Annotated in this window: 14 protein-coding genes; 9 read left to right on the top strand and 5 right to left on the bottom strand. The window is 70.4% G+C overall.

Features of this window, described 5'->3' with window-relative positions; all coding sequences use genetic code 11:
- Window positions 1–76: 76 nt before the first annotated feature.
- Entirely contained in the window at window positions 77–1093 is a 1017-nt protein-coding gene (locus C4B68_RS11695; RefSeq protein ID WP_099504724.1) for an aldo/keto reductase, read from the bottom strand.
- Between the two features lie 76 nt (window positions 1094–1169).
- Between C4B68_RS11695 and C4B68_RS11690 the strand changes: the two genes are divergently transcribed.
- The 6 genes from C4B68_RS11690 to serA all read left to right on the top strand — a co-directional run bounded on the left by C4B68_RS11690 (window position 1170) and on the right by serA (window position 11356).
- Window positions 1170–2120, top strand: a complete 951-nt coding sequence (locus C4B68_RS11690) for a 2-hydroxyacid dehydrogenase (protein ID WP_099504723.1) — start codon at window positions 1170–1172, stop codon at window positions 2118–2120.
- A gap of 243 nt (window positions 2121–2363) precedes the next feature.
- Window positions 2364–5696: a putative bifunctional diguanylate cyclase/phosphodiesterase gene (locus tag C4B68_RS11685; protein ID WP_099504722.1), complete on the top strand. Its 3333-nt coding sequence runs from the start codon at window positions 2364–2366 to the stop codon at window positions 5694–5696.
- Between the two features lie 226 nt (window positions 5697–5922).
- Entirely contained in the window at window positions 5923–7779 is a 1857-nt protein-coding gene (locus C4B68_RS11680; protein WP_099504721.1) for an acetolactate synthase large subunit, read from the top strand.
- A gap of 20 nt (window positions 7780–7799) precedes the next feature.
- Window positions 7800–8327 (top strand): acetolactate synthase small subunit, encoded by a 528-nt coding sequence (gene ilvN / locus C4B68_RS11675; RefSeq protein WP_099504720.1) that lies wholly within the window; start codon window positions 7800–7802, stop codon window positions 8325–8327.
- A gap of 149 nt (window positions 8328–8476) precedes the next feature.
- On the top strand, window positions 8477–9478 hold the full coding sequence (ilvC, locus tag C4B68_RS11670) for a ketol-acid reductoisomerase (protein WP_099504719.1): 1002 nt from the start codon (window positions 8477–8479) through the stop codon (window positions 9476–9478).
- 288 nt (window positions 9479–9766) lie between these two features.
- The gene (gene serA, locus C4B68_RS11665) at window positions 9767–11356 is read left to right on the top strand and encodes a phosphoglycerate dehydrogenase (RefSeq protein WP_099504718.1); all 1590 of its coding nucleotides are present in this window, start codon (window positions 9767–9769) and stop codon (window positions 11354–11356) included.
- Window positions 11357–11622: 266 nt separating this feature from the next.
- On the opposite strand, the gene C4B68_RS11660 is transcribed toward serA, so the two are convergent.
- Entirely contained in the window at window positions 11623–14589 is a 2967-nt protein-coding gene (locus C4B68_RS11660; protein ID WP_373682253.1) for a helix-turn-helix transcriptional regulator, read from the bottom strand.
- A 419-nt stretch (window positions 14590–15008) separates the two neighbouring features.
- A complete protein-coding gene (locus C4B68_RS11650) occupies window positions 15009–16235 on the bottom strand; it encodes a helix-turn-helix domain-containing protein (protein WP_099504792.1) in 1227 nt (408 codons plus the stop codon).
- Window positions 16236–16399: 164 nt separating this feature from the next.
- On the opposite strand from C4B68_RS11650, the gene C4B68_RS11645 reads away from it, so the two are divergent.
- Window positions 16400–17326, top strand: a complete 927-nt coding sequence (locus C4B68_RS11645) for a proline dehydrogenase family protein (RefSeq protein ID WP_099504715.1) — start codon at window positions 16400–16402, stop codon at window positions 17324–17326.
- A 237-nt stretch (window positions 17327–17563) separates the two neighbouring features.
- Window positions 17564–19195 (top strand): L-glutamate gamma-semialdehyde dehydrogenase, encoded by a 1632-nt coding sequence (pruA, locus tag C4B68_RS11640; protein WP_099504714.1) that lies wholly within the window; start codon window positions 17564–17566, stop codon window positions 19193–19195.
- 161 nt (window positions 19196–19356) lie between these two features.
- Here pruA and C4B68_RS11635 read toward each other — a convergent pair whose 3' ends face one another.
- Window positions 19357–19563: a DUF5988 family protein gene (locus tag C4B68_RS11635; protein WP_099504713.1), complete on the bottom strand. Its 207-nt coding sequence runs from the start codon at window positions 19561–19563 to the stop codon at window positions 19357–19359.
- Window positions 19564–19910: 347 nt separating this feature from the next.
- Between C4B68_RS11635 and C4B68_RS44050 the strand changes: the two genes are divergently transcribed.
- On the top strand, window positions 19911–20039 hold the full coding sequence (locus C4B68_RS44050; RefSeq protein WP_099504712.1) for a hypothetical protein: 129 nt from the start codon (window positions 19911–19913) through the stop codon (window positions 20037–20039).
- A 65-nt stretch (window positions 20040–20104) separates the two neighbouring features.
- On the opposite strand, the gene C4B68_RS11625 is transcribed toward C4B68_RS44050, so the two are convergent.
- On the bottom strand, window positions 20105–21664 hold the full coding sequence (locus C4B68_RS11625) for a purple acid phosphatase family protein (RefSeq protein WP_099504711.1): 1560 nt from the start codon (window positions 21662–21664) through the stop codon (window positions 20105–20107).
- Window positions 21665–21805 lie beyond the last annotated feature (141 nt).

The raw sequence follows: 21805 nt of genomic DNA, 5'->3' as shown, positions 1-21805 counted from the left end.
GATCACGAACATCCCATCCACGAGCACCCCATCCACGTGTACGTAATCCACGAACACGCGATGCGGTGCGCGTGCGTCAGTCCCAGGACCCCTGCGCCACCGGCAGCCCCGCCACCTCCGCGAGGTCCTCCGGCGTGAGCCGCAGGTCGGCCGCCCCCGCGTTCTCCGTGACCCAGCGCTCCCGCTTGGCCCCCGGCACCGGGACCACGTGCGCCCCCTGCGCCAGGACCCACGCCAGTGCCACCTGCGCGGGCGTGACGGCGTTCTCGGCGTCCTCGGGGTCCCCGTGCCGTCGGGCGATGCGCCGCAGCCCGGCGACGATGGGCTGGTTCGCGGCCATCATCTCCGCCGTGAAGCGGGGGTGGCGGGCGCGCACGTCGTCGGGTTCGAAGCCCTCGCCAGGGGTCAGCGTGCCGGTCAGGAAACCGTTGCCGAGCGGCATCGCGGCCAGGAAGCCGACCCCGCGCGCCGCGCACCACGGCAGCAGCGCGTCCAGCGCCTCCGTCGACCACACCGACAGCTCGGCCTCCACGGCGCTCACCGGGAAGACCTGCTGCACCCGCTCCAACTGTCGGATCGTCCCGTCATGCAGTCGCGCTCCCGAGCGGCGGGCCGAGCGGGCACCCACCGCGCACAGCCCGAGCGACCGCACCTTTCCGGCCGACACGAGTTCGGCCATCGCGCCCCAGGTCTCCTCGACCGGAACCTCCGGGTCCGGGCGATGCAGCTGATAGAGGTCGATCACGTCTGTCTGCAGCCGCCGCAGCGACGCGTCGCACGCCCGCTTCACATAGCCGGGGCGCCCGTTGGCCACGATGTGCTGCTCGCCGACCAGCAGGCCGACCTTGGTCGACACGAAGGCCTCGGAGCGCCGCTCCTTGAGCACCCGCCCCACGAGGAGCTCGTTGGTGAAGGGCCCGTACATGTCGGCCGTGTCGAGCAGCGTCGAACCCCGGTCGAGCGCCGTGTGCACCGCGCGGAGCGACTCCTCACCGCGCTGCCGTGAACCGGTGTACGCCCAGCTCATCGGCATGCATCCGAGCCCGACCGCCCCCACATCGAGCGCCGCAGCCCCGATCGTCCTGCGCTCCACCTGGCCGCACCCTCCCTTTCCTGGCACACCAAAACTAACCTCTGCGCGCCGCGGGGCTTCGCATAGCCTCCTGACCATGACTTCCGATGTGTGGCTTCCGTTTCACGCCGACGAGATCGACGGCCTCCCCGAGGGCCTCAACTACCACTTTTGGGACGGCGACCAGGAGTTTCCCGCGGATCCGGCCGACTGCGCGTTCTATGTGGTCCCCTATATGAAGCCGCCCGCCGTCTCGCAGCGGCCGATGGCCGAAATGACGTCCGTACAGGTCGTGCAGACGCTCTCCGCCGGGGTCGACCACGTGCTGCCGAGCCTGAGGTTCCTGCGCCCGGGCGTGCGGTTGTGCAACGCCCAGGGGGTGCACGAGGCGAGCACCGGCGAGCTCACCCTCGCCCTGATCCTCGCCGCGCTGCGCGGCATCCCCGACTTCGTACGGGGCCAGGACAAGGGGGAGTGGCGCTCGGGCTTCTATCCCGCGCTGGCCGACAAGTCCGTCCTCATCGTGGGGTACGGGTCGATCGGGTCCGCCATCGAGGACCGGCTCGCACCGTTCGAACTCGCGCGGGTGGCGCGCGTCGCGCGCTCCGAGCGCACCACTCCGCGCGGTCCGGTGCATCCGCTCACCGAACTGCCTTCTCTGCTGCCCGAGGCCGACGTCGTAGTGCTGTCGACGCCCCTCACGGACAGCACGCGGGGCCTGGTGAACGCCGATTTCCTGTCCCGGATGAAGGACGGCGCGCTCCTCGTGAACGTCGCGCGCGGCCCCGTTGTCGACACCAAGGCGCTCCTCGCCGAGCTGGAGAGCGGGCGCATCACCGCGGCCCTCGACGTCACCGATCCCGAGCCGCTGCCGAAGGGACATCCCTTGTGGCACGCGCCCGGCGTGCTCATCAGCCCCCATGTCGGCGGGCCCACCTCGGCGTTCTGGCCGCGCGCCAAGCGGCTCCTGGCGGACCAGTTGAACCGCTATGTGAACCAGGAGCCGCTGCGGAACGTGGTCCTTACCACCGGTACAACCGGCGCTTAACACCGTCCCGTTCGCTCCCCCCGTCCACGTCCCGTTCGCTCCTCGTCCGCTTCGAGCACCCTCCGCAGTTCCCTGAATGCGGGCAGTGCCGACATCCTCCCTGATCGTCACGGAGCGTAGAGGAACTATGTCCCTGAGTGACGAGACTGGTGTATCGTCCCGACAGGGGCTGCGCCGCGCACCGTTCGGCGCCGGGGATGGACATTTCAGACTGCGAGGGGGGCGACGGGCGATGCACGGCCTATGGACGAACGATCCGACGCGGCGGGGCCGCCGACGACCCTGGCGCGCGGCCACGCGCAGACGCGGCCACGGCGGCCATGGTGGCCACGGTGGTCATCACCACCGCAGGCACACCGGCCGCCGGAGGCATGCGCACCCAGCGCACGGGGACCAGCGGGACCCCAGGGCGCGGACCGGGTGGGCCCGGTGAGTTCCCCAGGGGCGCTGCTGACCCGTTGGCCGGTCCTCGGTACCGGCACGGGCCTGCTCTCGCAACTCGTACTGGCCCTGGTGTGCGCGGCATACGCCATCGGTTCCGCTCTCGGCTGGGGCTCCACGGGTCTCGCGCTGATCATGGGCGACTTCGGGCTGAGCGCCGCCGCGGCCACCGCCGCGGTCTCCTGCTTCCGCTACGCGCGCAGCCGCCGCAGCCGCTTTCGACCCGCGTGGCTGCTGTTCGCGTTCTCCTCCGCCATGGCCTCGCTCGGCAATCTGGTCTGGGGGTGGTACGAGGTCGTCCTCGACCGCCCAGTTCCCAGCCCGAGCTACGCCGACCTGTTCTTCCTGTGCTTCGCCCCGCCCGCCATCGTAGGACTGCTCGTGCTCGCCAAGAGGCCCGTCACCAAGGCGGGTTGGGTGTGCCTCGTGCTGGACGCCTGGCTGATCGGCGGCTCGCTGCTCACGCTGTCCTGGAGCCTCGCGCTCGCCCAGGCCGCGAAGTTCGACGGGTCGAGCGTTGCGCACACCGCGCTGTCGCTCGCCTACCCGCTGCTGGACATCGCGCTGGTCAGCATGGTGCTGGCGCTGCACTTCCGGCGCTCGTCGCTGAACAGATCGGCAGTGAACACGGCGATCGGGGCACTCGCCCTGACCGTGATGTGCGACGCCCTGTTCACCTCGCCCCTCCTGCACAACAACTACCGCTCGGGGCAGCTCCTCGACGCGGGCTGGTTCGCCGGCTCGCTGCTCCTCGCGTACGCCCCCTGGGTCGGCACCCGGCTCGGCCGGCCGGACGCCGACCGGCACGGCACGGACAGCCACGGAGTGGACGGGCACACGCGCGTGGTGCACGAACACATCCCGGGACAGCGCCAAGAAGGGCCGCAGGGACAGCACGGACCACAGGCGCACCAAGGGCCCCAAGCGCAGGAGGAACCACCACTACAACCACAACCGCATCACGGACACCAGACGCAACGACAGGAAGAACAGCAGGGAGGACCCATGCACGTCCTCCAGGAAGTTGGTCACAACAGTCGCAGCAACCACAGCAGTTACCGCGGCAGTCACAGCAATCACAGCAGTCACAGTCGGTATCAGGCCACGCGCCCGATCGCCGGATCGCTGACCGCGCTCACCCCCTACCTGGCCGCCGCCGTCTGCACGCTGGGGATCCTCTACAACGTCCTCAACGGCCGCAACGTAGACCGCGTGGTGCTCATCACCGCAGGCCTCGTCGTGCTCGCCCTCGTCGTGCGCCAGGGCATCATGCTGCTCGACAACATCACCCTCACCCAGGAGCTGGCCCAGAAGGAGAACCACTTCCGCTCCCTGGTGCAGGGCTCCAGCGACGTCATCATGATCGCCGCGCCGAACGGCATCCTGAGGTACGTCAGCCCGGCCGCCGCCGGGGTGTACGGACGCGACGCCGACGAACTGGTCGGCTCCGAGCTCGCCTCGCTCATCCACCCCGAAGACCTCGGCTGCGTAGTTCACGAAGTGCGACGTTTCCTGGCCGCCAGTCACGTCGAGGAGCCCACCACCCGGATCGAGTGCCGCTTCAGGTCGGGCGACGGCGGCTGGCTCAATGTGGAGTCCACCGTCAACCGCCACCAAGGCGGCCTCATCTTCAACAGTCGTGACGTGACCGAACGGGTGCGCCTGCAGGCACAGCTGCAGCACAACGCCGAGCACGACCCGCTCACCGACCTGCCCAACCGCGCGCTGTTCACCCGGCGCGTCCAGCAGGCGCTGTCCGGCCGCCGCTCCTCCGACCGCGGTGCCGCCCTCCGTGGCACGGCGGTTCTCTTCATCGACCTCGACGGCTTCAAGGCCGTCAACGACACGATCGGACACCAGGCCGGCGACGAGCTCCTCGTCCAGGCCGCCCGCAGACTCCAGGACTCGGTGCGGCAGGGCGACACCGCCGCGCGCCTCGGCGGTGACGAGTTCGCGGCCCTGATCGTCGGCGACGGCACCCGTGACCGCACCGCGCGCGAACACCACATCCTGGAGCTTGCCGACCGGCTCAGAATCCGGCTCTCGCAGCCGTACGTCATCGACGGCAACGACGTCCGGGTCGCCGCGTCCATCGGCGTCGCCTTCGCCGAACCGGGCCTGGGCGCGGGCGAGTTGCAGCGCAACGCCGACCTCGCCATGTACCGCGCCAAGGCGGCCGGCAAGGGCCGCGTCGAGCTGTACGCGCCCCAGATGCAGCAGGACGTCGTGCGGAAGGCCGAGCTGGCCACCCGGCTGCGCTCGGCCCTGCAGGACGGCGAGTTCACCCTGCTGCACCAGCCCGTGGTGTCGCTCGAAAACGGCCGGATCACATCGGTCACCGCGCAGGCCCGCTGGCGATCCTCCCAAGGTGTACTGTTCACGCCCGCCGAATTCCTGCGCGTCGCCGAGGACAACGACAAGACCGCCGAGCTGAGCCGATGGATGCTCGAAGAAGCCATCGAGCAGGCCGCGCAGCGCGCGTCCGCGGGTATCACCGTGCCCGTCGCCGTCCGGATGAGCGCCCGCCTGCTGCTGGACCGCTCGCTGCCCCTCGGCTCGGTGGAAGCCCTGCTGACCCGGCACGGGCTCCCGTCGGGCGCCCTGATCGTCGAGCTGTCCGACACCGACCCCCGGGTCTCCCTGGACGAGCTGGAGCGGAGGCTGAGCGCGCTCAGACGCCTCGGCGTCCGGGTCGCCCTGGACGGCCTCGGCAGCGGCTGTGCCGCCATCACGGCACTCAGGCGGCTCCCCGTCGACGTACTCAAGCTCGACAGGAGTCTCGTCGAGGGAGTCGTCGAGTCCGCCCGGCTGCACAAGATCACCAGAGGGCTGCTGCGGATCGCCACCGACCTGGGGCTGCAGTCCGTGGCCGACGGGGTGGACCTTCCGGAGCAGGTCATCGTGTTGCGCGGGATGGGCTGCACCCACGGGCAGGGCATGGCGTTCTCCGGCCCCCTGGACGAGTACCGGCTCCGCAGAGCGCTGTCTTCCGGCCACTATCCGGTGCCGCACGAACCGGTGGCCTCGGCGTTCGCGGGCGGCGGCGCGGGGGTGTATACGAGTGGCGTGTCCGCTGCTTTCGGTGGTGGGACGGCCCTCCGCTCACATAATGAGACTCCCGTCCCACCCACTTGACAGTCGGTGCGTGCCGGGGGGAGGGTCAATGCCATGCGCACCCGAATTCTCGTACTTGGAAAGCGCGTCGGCTGAAGCTGGTGACTACCGGATGGACCCGGAACACCCAGCGACCGCACCCGGCGCGCTCCCCTCGCTTGCCTCACGGCACGAGGGGTTTTTTGTTGCACAGGCACCAGTCGAACACCGCACAAAACTCGCAAAAACCCTCAGCATCGAGAAGAGAATGCCGATGACCGAGCAGGCCACCGGGGCCCACCATCCGCAGCCGCGGCCCCGTTCCGGAGGACAGCAGCCCGTCCCCGAGCACGTCACGGGCGCGCAGTCCCTCATCCGCTCGCTTGAGGAGGTCGGGGCCGAGACCGTATTCGGCATTCCCGGCGGTGCGATCCTTCCGGCCTACGACCCGCTGATGGACTCGAAGCGCGTGCGGCACGTGCTCGTCCGTCATGAGCAGGGCGCGGGTCACGCGGCCACCGGTTACGCGCAGGCCACCGGCAAGGTCGGCGTCTGCATGGCCACCAGCGGCCCCGGCGCCACCAACCTGGTGACGCCGATCGCCGACGCGCACATGGACTCGGTGCCGCTCGTGGCGATCACCGGGCAGGTCGCGTCCAAGGCGATCGGTACGGACGCCTTCCAGGAGGCGGACATCGTCGGCATCACGATGCCGATCACCAAGCACAACTTCCTGGTGACGAAGGCGGAGGACATCCCGCGGACGATCGCGGAGGCCTTCCACATCGCCTCCACAGGCCGCCCCGGGCCGGTCCTCGTCGACATCGCCAAGGACGCCCTCCAGGCGCAGACCACCTTCTCCTGGCCGCCCACCCAGGACCTGCCCGGCTACCGCCCGGTGACCAAGCCGCACGCCAAGCAGATCCGCGAGGCCGCCAAGCTGATCACCCAGGCCAGGCGGCCCGTCCTCTACGTCGGCGGCGGCGTCCTCAAGGCACAGGCCACCGCCGAGCTGAAGGTCCTCGCAGAACTCACCGGAGCGCCCGTCACCACCACCCTGATGGCGCTCGGCGCATTCCCCGACAGCCACCCGCTGCACGTGGGAATGCCGGGCATGCACGGTGCGGTCACCGCCGTCACCGCGCTGCAGAAGGCCGACCTGATCGTCGCCCTCGGAGCCCGCTTCGACGACCGCGTCACCGGCAAGCTGGACAGCTTCGCCCCGTACGCCAAGATCGTCCACGCCGACATCGACCCGGCGGAGATCGGCAAGAACCGCGCCGCGGACGTGCCGATCGTCGGTGACGCCCGCGAGGTCATCGCCGACCTGATCCAGTCCGTGCAGAAGGAGCACAGCGAGGGCCACCAGGGCGACTACACCACATGGTGGAAGGACCTGAACCGCTGGCGGGACACCTACCCGCTCGGCTACGACCAGCCCGAGGACGGCTCGCTCTCCCCGCAGCAGGTCATCGAGCGCATCGGGCAGCTCGCGCCGGAGGGCACGATCTTCGCCGCGGGCGTCGGCCAGCACCAGATGTGGGCCGCGCACTTCATCCAGTACGAGAAGCCCGCGACCTGGCTGAACTCCGGCGGCGCCGGAACGATGGGGTACGCGGTCCCGGCCGCGATGGGTGCCAAGGCGGGCGCCCCGGACCAGACGGTCTGGGCGATCGACGGCGACGGCTGCTTCCAGATGACCAATCAGGAGCTCACCACCTGCGCCCTGAACAACATCCCGATCAAGGTCGCCATCATCAACAACGGCGCCCTCGGGATGGTCCGCCAGTGGCAGACCCTCTTCTACAACCAGCGCTACTCCAACACCGTGCTGCACTCGGGTCCCGAGGCGACCGGCAAGGAGCCGAGCGCCGGCACCCGCGTCCCCGACTTCGTGAAGCTGTCGGAGGCCATGGGCTGCCACGCGATCCGCTGCGAGTCCCCGGACGACCTCGACAAGGTCATCGAAGAGGCGAACTCGATCAACGACCGCCCCGTCGTGGTCGACTTCATCGTCCACGAGGACGCGATGGTGTGGCCGATGGTCGCCGCCGGCACCTCGAACGACGAGATCATGGCCGCCCGGGACGTCCGCCCCGACTTCGGCGACAACGAAGACGACTGAGAGAGAGCCGAGTCAGAACCATGAGCAAACACACCCTCTCCGTCCTCGTCGAGAACAAGCCCGGCATCCTCGCCCGGATCGCCGCCCTGTTCTCCCGGCGCGGCTTCAACATCGACTCGCTCGCCGTCGGTGTCACCGAGCACCCCGACATCTCGCGCATCACCATCGTGGTGAACGTGATCGAGGAACTGCCGCTCGAGCAGGTCACCAAGCAGCTCAACAAGCTCGTCAACGTCCTGAAGATCGTCGAGCTGGAGCCGTCGGCGGCCGTGCAGCGTGAACTCGTTCTGGTGAAGGTGCGCGCCGACAACGAGACGCGCTCCCAGATCGTCGAGATCGTCCAGCTGTTCCGCGCCAAGACCGTGGACGTCTCCCCGGAGGCCGTCACGATCGAGGCCACCGGCGGCAGCGACAAGCTGGAGGCCATGCTCAAGATGCTGGAACCGTTCGGCATCAAGGAGCTCGTCCAGTCCGGCACGATCGCGATCGGACGCGGGGCGCGTTCGATCACCGACCGGTCGCTGCGCGCTCTGGACCGGTCCGCCTAAGTCCGGAACCGGTCCGCCTGACTCCGGAAAACCGTCTCGATACGGGCGGACGGCGTACACAGTCCGCCCGTATACCGAGACCAGAGAACTTCCCTTCCCCCGCCCGCCGTACGGTGGGACGCGACACCAGCACACCAAGGAGAACTCCAGTGGCCGAGCTGTTCTACGACGACGACGCCGACCTGTCCATCATCCAGGGCCGCAAGGTCGCGGTCATCGGCTACGGCAGCCAGGGCCACGCCCACGCGCTGTCGCTGCGCGACTCGGGTGTCGACGTCCGCGTCGGTCTGCACGAGGGCTCGAAGTCCAAGGCGAAGGCCGAGGAGCAGGGCCTGCGCGTGGTGACGCCGTCGGAGGCCGCCGCCGAGGCCGACGTCATCATGATCCTGGTGCCGGACCCGATCCAGGCCCAGGTCTACGAGGAGCACATCGCCCCGAACCTGAAGGACGGCGACGCCCTCTTCTTCGGCCACGGGCTGAACATCCGCTACGGCTTCATCAAGCCCCCGGCCGGTGTCGACGTCGCCATGGTCGCCCCCAAGGGCCCGGGCCACCTGGTCCGCCGTCAGTACGAGGAGGGCCGCGGCGTTCCCTGCATCGCGGCCGTCGAGCAGGACGCGACCGGCAATGCCTTCGCGCTGGCCCTCTCGTACGCCAAGGGCATCGGCGGCACCCGCGCCGGCGTCATCAAGACGACCTTCACCGAGGAGACCGAGACCGACCTGTTCGGTGAGCAGGCCGTCCTCTGCGGCGGTACGGCCGCGCTGGTCAAGGCGGGCTTCGAGACCCTGACCGAGGCCGGCTACCAGCCGGAGATCGCGTACTTCGAGTGCCTGCACGAGCTGAAGCTCATCGTCGACCTCATGTACGAGGGCGGCCTGGAGAAGATGCGCTGGTCCGTCTCCGAGACCGCCGAGTGGGGCGACTACGTCACCGGCCCGCGCATCATCACCGACGCCACCAAGGCCGAGATGAAGAAGGTCCTCGCGGAGATCCAGGACGGCACGTTCGCCAAGAACTGGATGGAGGAGTACCACTCCGGCCTGAAGAAGTACAACGAGTACAAGACCCAGGACGAGAACCACCTCCTGGAGACCACCGGCAAGGAGCTGCGCAAGCTCATGTCGTGGGTCAACGACGACGAGGCGTAAGCCCGCACGACGCGGGGGCCGGGGCATGCCGCCCCGGCCCCCGCGTCGTACGCCTGGTAGCGTCGAAGAACCCTCGGAAATACCTGACAACACGACGTTGTCCACCCCGTCCAGCCACGGACGGGTGATCATTCCGCAGCGGCGTAAGACGACCGCCGCGACGCCACTACACTGCTGCACAACATACGCGTCAGGCCCACAGCGTCGTGCGTCTTCCACGCGGCTAGCAAACCTCCACCGCCTGCGGCCGTCGGGACGGCCGTCCGCATTGGACTTGTGAGGACTCACGTGAGCTCGAAACCTGTCGTACTCATCGCTGAAGAGCTGTCGCCCGCGACCGTCGACGCCCTGGGCCCGGACTTCGAGATCCGGCAGTGCAATGGCGCGGACCGCGCCGAGCTGCTGCCCGCGATCGCCGACGTCGACGCGATCCTGATCCGCTCGGCCACCAAGGTCGACGCCGAGGCCGTCGCCGCCGCCAGGAAGCTGAAGGTCGTCGCGCGAGCCGGCGTCGGCCTGGACAACGTGGACGTCTCCGCCGCCACCAAGGCCGGCGTGATGGTCGTCAACGCCCCCACCTCGAACATCGTGACCGCCGCCGAGCTGGCCTGCGGTCTCCTCGTCGCCAGCGCGCGCAACATTCCGCAGGCCAACTCGGCACTGAAGAACGGCGAGTGGAAGCGCAGCAAGTACACCGGTGTCGAGCTCGCCGAGAAGACCCTCGGCGTCGTCGGCCTCGGCCGCATCGGCGCGCTGGTCGCTCAGCGCATGTCGGCGTTCGGCATGAAGGTCGTCGCCTACGACCCGTACGTCCAGCCCGCGCGCGCCGCGCAGATGGGCGTCAAGGTGCTGTCCCTCGACGAGCTGCTCGAGGTCTCCGACTTCATCACCGTGCACCTGCCGAAGACCCCCGAGACCCTCGGTCTCATCGGCGACGAGGCGCTGCACAAGGTCAAGCCGTCGGTGCGCATCGTGAACGCCGCGCGCGGCGGGATCGTCGACGAGGAGGCGCTCTACTCGGCGCTCAAGGAGGGCCGCGTCGCCGGCGCCGGCCTCGACGTGTACGCGAAGGAGCCCTGCACGGACTCCCCGCTCTTCGAGCTCGACCAGGTCGTGTGCACCCCGCACCTCGGCGCCTCCACCGACGAGGCGCAGGAGAAGGCCGGTATCTCCGTCGCCCGCTCGGTGCGCCTCGCCCTCGCCGGCGAGCTGGTTCCGGACGCGGTGAACGTCCAGGGCGGTGTCATCGCCGAGGACGTCAAGCCGGGCCTGCCGCTCGCCGAGAACCTCGGCCGTATCTTCACCGCCCTCGCGGGCGAGGTCGCGGTCCGTCTCGACGTCGAGGTGTACGGCGAGGTCACCCAGCACGACGTCAAGGTGCTCGAACTCTCCGCGCTCAAGGGCGTGTTCGAGGACGTCGTCGACGAGACCGTGTCGTACGTCAACGCCCCGCTGTTCGCGCAGGAGCGCGGCGTCGAGGTCCGCCTGACGACCAGCTCGGAGTCCCCGGACCACCGCAACGTGGTCACCGTGCGCGGCACGCTCGGCGACGGCCAGGAGGTCTCGGTCTCCGGCACGCTCGCGGGCCCGAAGCACCTGCAGAAGATCGTCGCCGTCGGCGAGTACGACGTGGACCTCGCGCTCGCCGACCACATGGTCGTGCTGGGCTACGAGGACCGTCCCGGTGTCGTCGGCACAGTCGGCCGCATCCTCGGCGAGGCGGGCATCAACATCGCCGGCATGCAGGTCGCCCGCGCGGCCGCCGGCGGCGAGGCCCTCGCGGTCCTCACCGTCGACGACACGGTCTCGCAGGCCGTGCTCACCGAGCTCGCGGAGGCAATCGGCGCGACGTCGGCCCGTTCGGTCAACCTCGTCTGAGGCTGCCCGACCCCCTGGGGGCTCTGCCCCCAGCCCCCCCGTATCGGCCCGTCCGGCGTTGTCATCTGTGGCTGCAAGGCTCTGGGGGCTCTGCCTCCAGCCCCCCGTATCGGCCTGGGCGGCTTCGTCCTCGATCGCCGGACGGGCTGAACCGTCAGCTCGTCCGGCGTTGTCATCTGTGGCTGCCCGACCCCCTGGGGGCTCTGCCCCGGCTCCCCGTATCGGCCTGGGCGGCTTCGTCCTCGATCGCCGGACGGGCTGAGACCTCAGCTCGTCCGGTGTTTTGCCGTCTCGGGCGCGATCAGACCCTCGCGGTAGGCGATGGCCACGGCTTCCGTGCGGCTTGCGGCGCCCAGCTTCGCGAGGATGTTGGAGACGTGGACGCTGGCCGTCTTGCCGGTGATGAACAGCTCCTCGCCGATCTGGCGGTTGGTGCGGCCCCGGGCCAGCAGCCGCAGGACGTCGCCCTCCCGGGCGGTCAGCACGGCGATACGGTCCACGCCGGACGCCGACTCGGCGAGGCGCCCGCGCCGGACGAGGGCGTCCACCGCCTCGCGCAGCGGTACGGCACCGAGGCGCACGGCGGTGTCGAGGGCCGCGCGCGCCTGCTCGGCGGCCTCCTCGCGGCGGTCCGCCGTCAGCAGTGCCTCGGCGAGCCGCCGTCTGCAGCGGGCCAGCTCGTACGGATCGCCGTACCCGAACGCGGCCACGGCCTTCTCCCACGCCGCGACGTCCGGCCCGGCGTGCGCACGCAGCCACTCGGCCTCGGCGCGGGCCAGCCACGCCACCCCTTCCGGGCCCTGCGGGGAACCGTCCTTGCCCTGGGCGGCCGTGGCCCGGGCCACCTCCACCATCTCGGTGGCGGTGCCTGCCCACCGGCGCGCCCCCGTCATGTCGTCGGTCAGCCGCAACTCGGCCGCCGTGTCGGCGACGGCGGACAGGGCGAGCGCGGCCAGCCGCACGGCGACGTCGGGCCGCTCGGTGACGGCGTCGTCGGTGAGCGCCGCGATCGTGGCGTGCACCCGCTCGACGGCGGCCTCGGCGTCCCCTCGTACGGCGGCGGCGTCGGTCAGCACGACGCCCGCGATGAGCGTGGCCATCCAGTCGAACCGCCCGTCGAGGAAGGCGCGGGCACGGTCGGCGGCATCCTCGTCGCCGCGCGCCAGGGCGACGTACAGTGCGGGCCCCGTCGCGAAACCGCCCGCCGCAGGCAGCCGCTCGGCGTCCTCGGCCGCCGCTCGCGCGCACTCGTCCCAACGGCCCAGGGTGTAGAGCACCAACGACTGGAGGTAGCGCAGCTCCAGGGCGTACGGCGAGGAGAGGAGGCCGGCGCGGCGGGCGCGGTCGAGGCCGCCGGCGACCCAGGTCAGGCACTCGTCGAGGTCACCGGATTCGTAGCACCCGATGGCGAGATTGAAGAGCGCGCGCATCTCGACCGGTATGTTGCCGACGGCCCGGGCCAGCTCGCGGGCCTGACCCAACCGCTCCCGGCCTTGCGGCGTACGCCGGTTGTGCGCTTCCAGGCCCACCAGGGAGATCATCAAGTCGGCCTGCGCGTCGGCCAGCCGAAGCTCCTCGGCGGTGCGCAGCGCCTGGCGGGCGACCCGCTCGGCGTCCTCGTCCCGCCCCACGTAGCGCGCCGCCATGACGTGGGTCGCCGCCGCCCACACCCAGGTGTACGACGGCGGCTCGGCCGGTATCAGGTCGAGCGCCTCGCTGCTGTACGTGAACGCGGCCGTCAGGCTGTCGATGCGCATCAGGTTGCCCGCGAGCGTGTAGCGGACGCGGGCGGCGAGTTCGGAGTCGGCGTCCGAGCCCGCCCTGGCGAGCGCGGCGCGGGTCAGGTGGACCGCCCGGTGGGCCTCGCCCGCGTGCGCGGCGGCAGCGGACGCGCGCAGGGTGAGGGTCACCGAGTCGCCGCCCTGGGGGCGGGCGCCGGCGGCCACCGCGGGCCACAGTTCGAGCGCGGTCTCCAGGTGACGCAGCTCCTCGGCGGGCGCGCCGACCCGCTGGGCGTGGTCGGCGGCTTCGAGTGAGGCCGCGAGCGCGTCGGCGAGGTCGTGACTCTCGCGCGAGTGATGCGCCCGCTCCGCCGCGCTCTCCGCGGAACGGCCATGCCCCGCAAGGAGTTTGGCGAACGTGCCGTGCAGTCTGACCCGCTCGCCGGGCAGCAGATCGGCGTACACGGCCTCGCGGGTGAGGGCGTGCCGGAACGAGTACGTCGCATCGTCGCCCGGAACCAGCAGCTGGCGGCCGACGGCTTCGCGCAGCGCCGACTCCAGCTCGTCCTGCGGCAGTTGTACGGCGTCACGCAGCAGGTCGTGCTCGACGCGGCGCCCGGCGACGGCGGCCGTGCGCAGCACCTGCTGGGCGGTGTCGGAGAGCTGCTCGATCCGGATGAGGAGGACATCGGCCAGGCCGCTCGGCATGCCGGGCGACGCCGGGTCGAAGTCGCCGGGCAGGGCGGCGAGCAGCTCCTCCGCGTAGAAGGCGTTGCCCTCCGCGCGGTCGACGATACGGCGGACCGCGGCGTCCGGAAGGGGGTCGGTGCGCAACGCCCGTACGAGACGGGCCACTTCGGCGTCGGCCATCGGCCGCAGCTCAAGGCGGTCGACGACGGGCAGCCGGATCAGCTCGGCGAGGAGGGGGCGCAGGGGGTGGCGGCGGTGCAGGTCGTCGGCGCGGTACGAGGCGAAGACGGCCAGGCGGTGCGCGCCGGGCGCTCCGCTTTGCAGGAGCCCGCGGCTGAGCAGGAAACGGAGGAGATCGCGGGAGGACTGGTCCGCCCAGTGGAGGTCTTCGAGGACCAGGAGCAGCGGGGTGATGTCGGCGAGGTCGGCGAGAAGCGCTGCCATTCCCTCGAACAGGTGCAGGCGGCTGCCCGCGTCCGGGGCGGTGCCGGAGCCGGTACCGAGCAGTCGGTCCACCGCGGGGTGTGACGCGAAGGCGGGGGCGAAGCGGTCGTCGGCGGCGAGTACCCCGAGGATCTCCGTGAACGGCAGGTACGGCAGGCCCACGTCGCCCAGGTCCACGCAGTGGCCGGTGAGGACGGTCATGCCGGTGGCGGCGGCGTGCGCCGAGGCCTCCGCGAGAGTCCGGGTCTTGCCGACGCCGGCGTCGCCCGCCACCAGGACGGCCCGGGGGTCGCCGGCCCTGGCCCGGTCCAGCACGCCGGTGAGCCGGGCGAGTTCGTCCTCCCGGCCGATGAACGGCGTACCGAATGTCCGTGCCACGGGGGACATCCTGGCACGCGCCACTGACAGCGTCAGGTGGCCGTCCAGGGGCGCGGGGAACCGCGCAATCTTTTAGGGGGTCTGGGGGCAAAGCCCCCAGGTACGGAGGGAGCGCGGGGAACTGCGCGATCTTGCATCATCGCCACGCGTATGCGCTTGCCCTCGGCGGAGCTCGCGTCGGAACCGGTCGCGGAGAAGCAGCCGGTGAGCAGGGCGGAGCCCGCGGCGAGAGCAGCGGCGGGGAGAAGGCGGGCGGGCAGGCGCACGGAACCCTCCGGTAAAGGGGTGGTCAAGGGAGCAGCGTGCGCCGACCGTAGCATGATGATAATCGTTTTCAACAATCCTTGATCTTCGTCAATCCCGCATCGGGGCGCTCGTCCGTCAGTCGCCGAGAGCCGCCGGGTCCCGCCCGGCGTGGCTCAGAGCCGCGCCGCCTTCAACGCCATGTGCAGCAGGAGCCGGTCCTCGCCGTCGTCCAGTTCCAGGCCCGTCAGCTGCTCGACCCGAGACAGCCGGTAGTACAGCGTCTGGCGGTGGATCCCCAACTCCGCTGCCGTGCGCCCGGCTTGGCCGGCGCGGTCGAGGAACGCCTCGGCCGTGCGGGCGAGTTCGTGGTGGGCGGGGGACAGCAGGGTTCGTACGGCGGGGTCGTGGGCGGCGTCCGGAGGCAGGGACGTCAGGAGGCGGAAGGGGCCGATGGACGCCCATTCGGCGACCGGGCCGAGGCGTGGTTCGGCCAGCGCGGCGCGCGCGGCGGCGGACGCCTCCTGCCAGGCGGCGCCCAGCTCGGCGAGGCCCACCCGGGCGCCGGCGACCCCGGCGGCGGCCGCTGCCCCCACGCGCGCCCCCGCCGCGTCCCGCGCGAATCGCGAAGCCGCCGTCAGTGCCGGAGTCAGTACGTCCGCCGACCGGAGCCGTACGAGCAGCGCGAGGCTCTGGCCGGTGGTGCCCCACGGCACCGTGCACAGCGCGGTCGCCCCCGGCACCGTACGGGCGGACGGGGCGTCGTCCGGGTCGGCCGAGGGCCAGGGGGCGACACAGACGACGGTGTGCAGTCCGTCGCCGCGGGGGCCGAGCGCCGTGCGCAGCTCGGCGACCGCCATGTCGCGCTGCCAGCCGCGCTCGGCGGTGAGGACGGCGCGCAGCTCGCGGGTGAGGTCCGCGCCGGCCTGGGCCTCGTCCGCGAGCAGGGCGCCGATGCGGGAGGCGACGTCCAGGGCGGCGGCCAGCTGGGCGTCGGAGGGGCCGGGATCGTCGTCGAGCAGCCAGACGTAGCCCAGGACGACACCCCGATGGCGTACGGGGAGACAGATCCGTCCCCGGTACACCCCCGCCTCCGGGGTCGGCGGAATGCGGACCGGGCCTGTGGCGCGGGTGATGCCGAAGCCCTCGAACCAGGTGCGGACCGCCGTGGTGGAGCGGCGCGTGAGGATCGAGCGGGTGCGCACGGGGTCGAGGGCCGACGGGTCGAGGTCGCCCTCGCTGTCGTACGCGCCGAAGGCGATCAGCTCGAAGTCACGGTTCTCCAGGGTCGCGGGGACGCCGAGGAGTGCCGAGATCTCGTCGACCAGTTCTTGGTAGTCGCCCCTGTGTTCGCCTCGGTGCTCGCCTCTGTATTCACCCTTCACCCGGGCATTCTCTCCCATTTCCGCGAGGCCTTCATACATCTGTCTGAGATCCAGGGCACGGATGCGTGACAGCTGTCGATGGCCGACGATCGGAGGGATCCTTAGGTTTCACGGTGGTTCTCCGTGCCGTACCCGAACCGTCGGGATTCGGCCTCCTGTTGGCTTTGTTGTGGAGGTGCCCCGTGCTGGGTCCCGTGATTCTCGCCGCCTCGCGCAGCGACAAAATGCGCCGTGTGATCTCGGCGGCCCCGGTGACCAAGCAGGTCGTCGACCGCTTCATCCCCGGCGAGACCGTCGACCAGGTCGTCCCGATCATCCGGGACCTCACGGGCAAGGGCCTGGAGGTCACGATGGACGTCGTCGGCGAGGACATCACGACCCCGGAGCAGGCCACGGCCGCCCGAGACGCGTACCTGGAGCTCATCGACCGCCTCAAGGAACTGGACCTCGGTACCAAGGCCGAGATGTCCGTCAAGCTGTCGATGTTCGGGCAGGCGCTGCCCGGCGGCCACGAGCTGGCCCTCGCCAACGTCCGCCCGGTCGTCGAGGCCGCCGCGGCGATCGGCACGACGGTCACGCTGGACGCGGAGGACCACACCACCCTCGACTCGATGTTCGCCATCCACGAGGAGCTGCGGAAGGACTTCCCGCAGACCGGCTGCGTCATCCAGGCCTACCTGTTCCGCACCGAGGCCGACGCCCGCCGCCTCGCCGCGAGCGGCAGCCGCGTACGCCTCGTGAAGGGCGCCTACAAGGAGCCCGCCGAGGTCGCGTACCAGCAGAAGGCCGAGACCGACAAGGCGTACGTCCGCATCCTGAAGATTCTGATGGAGGGCGAGGGGTATCCGATGATCGGGTCCCACGACCCGCGGCTCATCTCCATCGCGCAGGAGCTCGCGCGGCGCGCCGGGCGCAAGCTGGACGAGTACGAGTTCCAGATGCTCTACGGCATCCGCGGCGAGGAGCACCTGCGGCTCGCCGCCGAAGGACACCGCATGCGCGTGTACACCGCGTACGGCACCGACTGGTACGGCTACTTCATGCGGCGCCTGGCGGAGAAGCCGGCCAACCTCATGTTCTTCGCTCGCTCGATCCTCACCAAGGGCTGAGCCGCAGCTGTCGTGATCCACGATGCATCCTGGATGACAACAGCTGCCGCCCGCTGGTCGGCTGAGCCGACCGGTTTCCCGAAAGGAGTTACGGAAAACGTGACTCCGCCCCGAAGGGCTTCTCACGAGCTCGCCGGACGAACTCGTGACGGTCAAGCCCTGACCGCCGCCCAACATACGTACACGACTTCGGCTCCTGTCCGCTGAAGCCAGGGATTCACTCGGAAGAGGTAGCTCATGGACGCTGTGACCCAGGTTCCCACCCCCGTCAACGAGCCGGTGCACGGCTACGCCCCCGGCTCGCCCGAGCGCGCCCGTCTGGAGGTCAAGCTCAAGGAGCTGGCCGAGAACCCGATCGACCTGCCGATGACCATCGGCGGCGAGAGGCGCATGGGCGGCGGCGAGCGTTTCGACGTCGTGCAGCCGCACAACCACAAGGCGCGCATCGGCACGTACGCCAACGCGACGCAGCAGGACGCCCAGGACGCCATCGACGCGGCCCTGGCCGCCGCGCCCGCCTGGCGCGCGATGTCCTTCGACGACCGCGCGGCGATCATCCTGCGCGCCGCCGAGCTGCTGGCCGGCCCCTGGCGCGAGACCCTCGCGGCCTCCACCATGCTCGGCCAGTCGAAGACCGCCCAGCAGGCCGAGATCGACACCCCCTGTGAGCTCATCGACTTCTGGCGCTTCAACGTCGCCTACGCCCGTCAGATCCTGGCCGAGCAGCCCCCGGCCAACTCGCCGGGCGTCTGGAACCGCCTCGACCACCGCCCGCTCGAGGGCTTCGTCTACGCGATCACCCCGTTCAACTTCACGGCGATCGCGGGCAACCTGCCGACGGCCCCGGCCCTCATGGGCAACGTCGTCGTCTGGAAGCCGTCCCCGACGCAGACCCACGCCGCCGTGCTGCTGATGCAGCTCCTGGAGGAGGCGGGCCTGCCCAAGGGCGTCATCAACCTCGTCACCGGCGACGGCATCGAGGTCTCCAAGGTCGCCCTGGAGCACCGCGACCTCGCCGGCATCCACTTCACCGGCTCGACCAAGACCTTCCAGCACCTGTGGAAGACGATCGGCAACAACATCGAGAAGTACCGCTCCTACCCGCGTCTGATCGGCGAGACCGGCGGCAAGGACTTCGTCGTCGCCCACCCGAGCGCCGACCGCGCGATCCTCAAGACCGCCCTGACCCGCGGTGCCTTCGAGTACCAGGGCCAGAAGTGCTCCGCGACCTCCCGCGCGTACATCCCGGCCTCCATCTGGAACTCCGGCTTCAAGGAGGAGTTCGCGGCCGAGGTCGACTACCTGACCATGGGTGACGTCACCGACCTGTCGAACTTCATCGGCGCGGTCATCGACGAGCGCGCGTTCGCCAAGAGCAAGGCGGCCATCGACCGCGCCAAGGCGGACGAGGCCTGCACGATCGTCGCGGGCGGTACGTACGACGACTCGGTCGGCTACTTCGTGCGCCCGACCGTCGTCGAGTGCTCGGACCCGGAGAACGAGGTCTTCACGACCGAGTACTTCGGTCCCTTCCTCGCCGTGCACGTCTACGAGGACGAGAAGTACGACGAGATGCTGACCCAGATGGAGTCGGCCTCGGACTACGCGCTCACCGGCTCGGTCATCTCCGGCGACCGCGCGGCGACGGCGTACACGATGGACAAGCTCCGCTATGCGGCGGGCAACTTCTACATCAACGACAAGTCGACCGGCGCCGTCGTCGGCCAGCAGCCCTTCGGCGGCGGCCGCGCCTCCGGCACCAACGACAAGGCGGGCGCCCCGCAGAACCTGATGCGCTGGACGCTGACCCGCGCCATCAAGGAGACGCTGGTTCCGCCGACCGACTACGGATACCCGCACATGGGCTGACAAGCCCCCTGAGTCCGGGCCGGGAAGCCTGACCCCCCGAGCGGGCTTCCCGGCCCGTTTCCACGTCCGCACGGGCACACTGTCCCCGTGACGGGGAGCGAACCGGTGGAGACGGACGACGGCGTACGACGGTGCGGTGATCGTCGTCGTCAGGCGTGGGGTTACCCGGGCATCTCCGTCCTCTCCCACCACTCGTACACGGGCAGCCTGCCCTCCGGCGTGTCCTGGTGCCGTGGGGTCCGCCTGAAATGCTCGTATCCGTTCCGGAGCTCGATCTTCAGTTCCTCTTGCGAGGGCGTGATCGTGACGATCCGTTCCGGCAGGTCGTTCGGGCCGCCTTCGAGCAGCGCTTTGGCCGTGTCGTTCATGACTTCACCGTTCCCCCTGTCGGAAGCCGATGTCGGGCGTGGGGGAGAGGATCAGCCCTGCGGGCGACCCGGGTCCGGCGAAAGCGGAGCCCGCGGCGCTGTGACCGGCGCTCCGTCGTCTCAGATAGTAGGACGTCCGACTAATTGTAGAGACAGAAGCGCGCTCCTCGTTTAGCTTTGTAGAAGCCGAACGTCTCGCTCGACCCAGCGAATGGCGGTCGTAAGCCGGAGCCCTAGGCAGGCAATCCCTGCGGCACCGTGCTTCCCGCCCCCTCCGGCGTCTCGTATCCCTCACCGCACTTCTGGCCGCCCTTCCTGGGCCCCCGGAGGCAAGGAGTCGATTCATCATGGCCGAGACGACCGTCCGCCGAGTCCGTCACGTTTCCCGTACGAGTGAGTCCGACCGCAGGAATGCCGCCGCCGCGCTGCAGCGCGCCCTCGACCGAAGGGACAACGGCGGCGCGACGGGGCACTGACCCGTCCGCGCCCGCCCCACAGTCCGGGAGCCGCGCCCGCGAGAGGTGCGGTGCGGGGCCTACGCCTACGCCCCGCGCCGCACCTCGAAGTAGTCGATGCGCTTGCCGCTCTCGGCGAGCGCCGACACCTTGAGCCGGGGAGCCGTGCCCGCCTCCGCCTCCACCGAGAGGAAGGAGTAGCCGGTGTAGCGGACCCGCGACCACTCCACGGTGTCGTCGTTCCGCTGCTGCGACTTCGTCCAGTGGAAGGTGTCCACGGCCTCGTGGCCGGTGACCTTCCCCTCGTAGCTGTCCTTGACCCCGTCGGGGAAGCCGTACAGGCTCTTGCCCGCGCCGCCCGCCGTGACGTACACGATCCCGTCCCGCGTCGGATCGGTGGACGCGCCGACCGGCACCGGCCTGCCCACCTTGCCGCCCCTGATGGCGTCGGTCCGCTCGTACACGTGGTTGTGCCCGTTGATCACCAGGTCCACCTGGTGCTTGGCGAACAGCGGCACCCAGGCGTCGCGTACACCCCCGTCGGAGGCGTGGGTCGAGGTCGAGTAGGCGCAGTGGTGGAAGAAGACCACGACGAAGTCGGCCGTCTTGCGCAGCTCACCGAGCCGCTTGTCGAGCCAGGCCGTCTGCCTGCCGTCCGTGTAGCCCTTGTTGGCGGGAATCTCGTACGACACGTCGTTCGCGTCCAGCGCGACGATGCCGACATTGCCGTACGTGAAGGAGTAGACGCCCGGGGCGTTGCGTGCGTCGAAGCCGTTGTCCGGGAGCGTCCAGCGGGCGGACTGGCCCCCGTACCCGTTCGGCGAGTACCAGGCCTCCATGTCGTGGTTGCCGGTCGTCACCATCCACGGCACCGACTTGGCCACCGTCTCGGTCTGCTTGAGGAACAGGTCCCAGGCGCCGGGGTCGTAGCCGTCCGACTTCTTGCCGACGCCTTTGCCGTCCGCGTAGCAGATGTCGCCCGCGTGCAGATGGAACGACGGGTGACGGCCGAGGAGCGTACGGTCGGTGCCGAGCGCGTCGGGGGTGACGCCCTGGTCGCCGAAGGCGGTGAACACGAACTTCTCGGGGCCGGCCGGCGCCGTGCGGAAGTGGCCCACCGTGGCGTGCCGTTCCCGGGACGCGGGGTCGAATCCCTCGTGGCCGACGCCGTAGTAGTACGTCGTGCCGGGGCGCAGGCCGTCCAGCGCCGCGTGCAGGTAGTACTGGTCGAGGGCGAGCCGCACGCCGGTCACCCCCGGCGTGTGCAGGGCGCGGACCTCGGCCTCGATCTTCCGGCCGAGGGCCCAGGGCTTCAGCCCGACGCGGACGTATGGCTTCTTGACCGCGAACGGCACCTGCCAGGAGATCCGCATCTGGGTCTTCGGGTCCGCGCCGAAGGCGAGGTGGCGGCCGAAGGGGGTGACGACCGAGCCGGGCACCCGCCCGGTCGCGGTGCCGCTCGGCGACGGGGTGGATGCGCTCTTCGCGTCCGACCCACAGCCCGCCAGCAGCCCGCCGCTCGCGAACGCGCCCGCCGTCACCAGCGCACGGCGCCGGGTGAGCTTCGTCCGCACGTACTCGTGCTGCTCCGCCATGCTCATCCGGCGTGCAAGCTGGGGCGGAATACCGACGTCAGGGGTCTCCATGTCGGGAAACTTCCCAGCAAGCCCCAACGCCCGCCATACGTACGGGTGAACGTACGTCGAAGGGTGGACGTGCTCCGGCGTCAGCCTGTCCGTATGGCGGACATGCCGTGTCATCCCATGGGACAAGGAGTACGGTGCCGT

The organism is Streptomyces dengpaensis, from assembly GCF_002946835.1.
GTDB classification, from domain to species: domain Bacteria; phylum Actinomycetota; class Actinomycetes; order Streptomycetales; family Streptomycetaceae; genus Streptomyces; species Streptomyces dengpaensis.
The sequence above is the reverse complement of the archived record's forward strand: the minus strand, read 5'-3'. Positions and strand labels throughout refer to the sequence as shown.

Bases quoted from the DNA above. Each gene is read 5' to 3' on its own strand.
- pruA (WP_099504714.1), top strand. From the start codon at position 17,564: ATGGACGCTGTGACCCAGGTTCCCACCCCCGTCAACGAGCCGGTGCAC.
- C4B68_RS44050 (WP_099504712.1), top strand. From the start codon at position 19,911: ATGGCCGAGACGACCGTCCGCCGAGTCCGTCACGTTTCCCGTACGAGT.
- C4B68_RS11690 (WP_099504723.1), top strand. From the start codon at position 1,170: ATGACTTCCGATGTGTGGCTTCCGTTTCACGCCGACGAGATCGACGGC.
- C4B68_RS11650 (WP_099504792.1), bottom strand. From the start codon at position 16,235: ATGGGAGAGAATGCCCGGGTGAAGGGTGAATACAGAGGCGAGCACCGA.
- C4B68_RS11680 (WP_099504721.1), top strand. From the start codon at position 5,923: ATGCCGATGACCGAGCAGGCCACCGGGGCCCACCATCCGCAGCCGCGG.
- C4B68_RS11685 (WP_099504722.1), top strand. From the start codon at position 2,364: ATGGACGAACGATCCGACGCGGCGGGGCCGCCGACGACCCTGGCGCGC.
- C4B68_RS11635 (WP_099504713.1), bottom strand. From the start codon at position 19,563: ATGAACGACACGGCCAAAGCGCTGCTCGAAGGCGGCCCGAACGACCTG.
- ilvN (WP_099504720.1), top strand. From the start codon at position 7,800: ATGAGCAAACACACCCTCTCCGTCCTCGTCGAGAACAAGCCCGGCATC.
- C4B68_RS11625 (WP_099504711.1), bottom strand. From the start codon at position 21,664: ATGGAGACCCCTGACGTCGGTATTCCGCCCCAGCTTGCACGCCGGATG.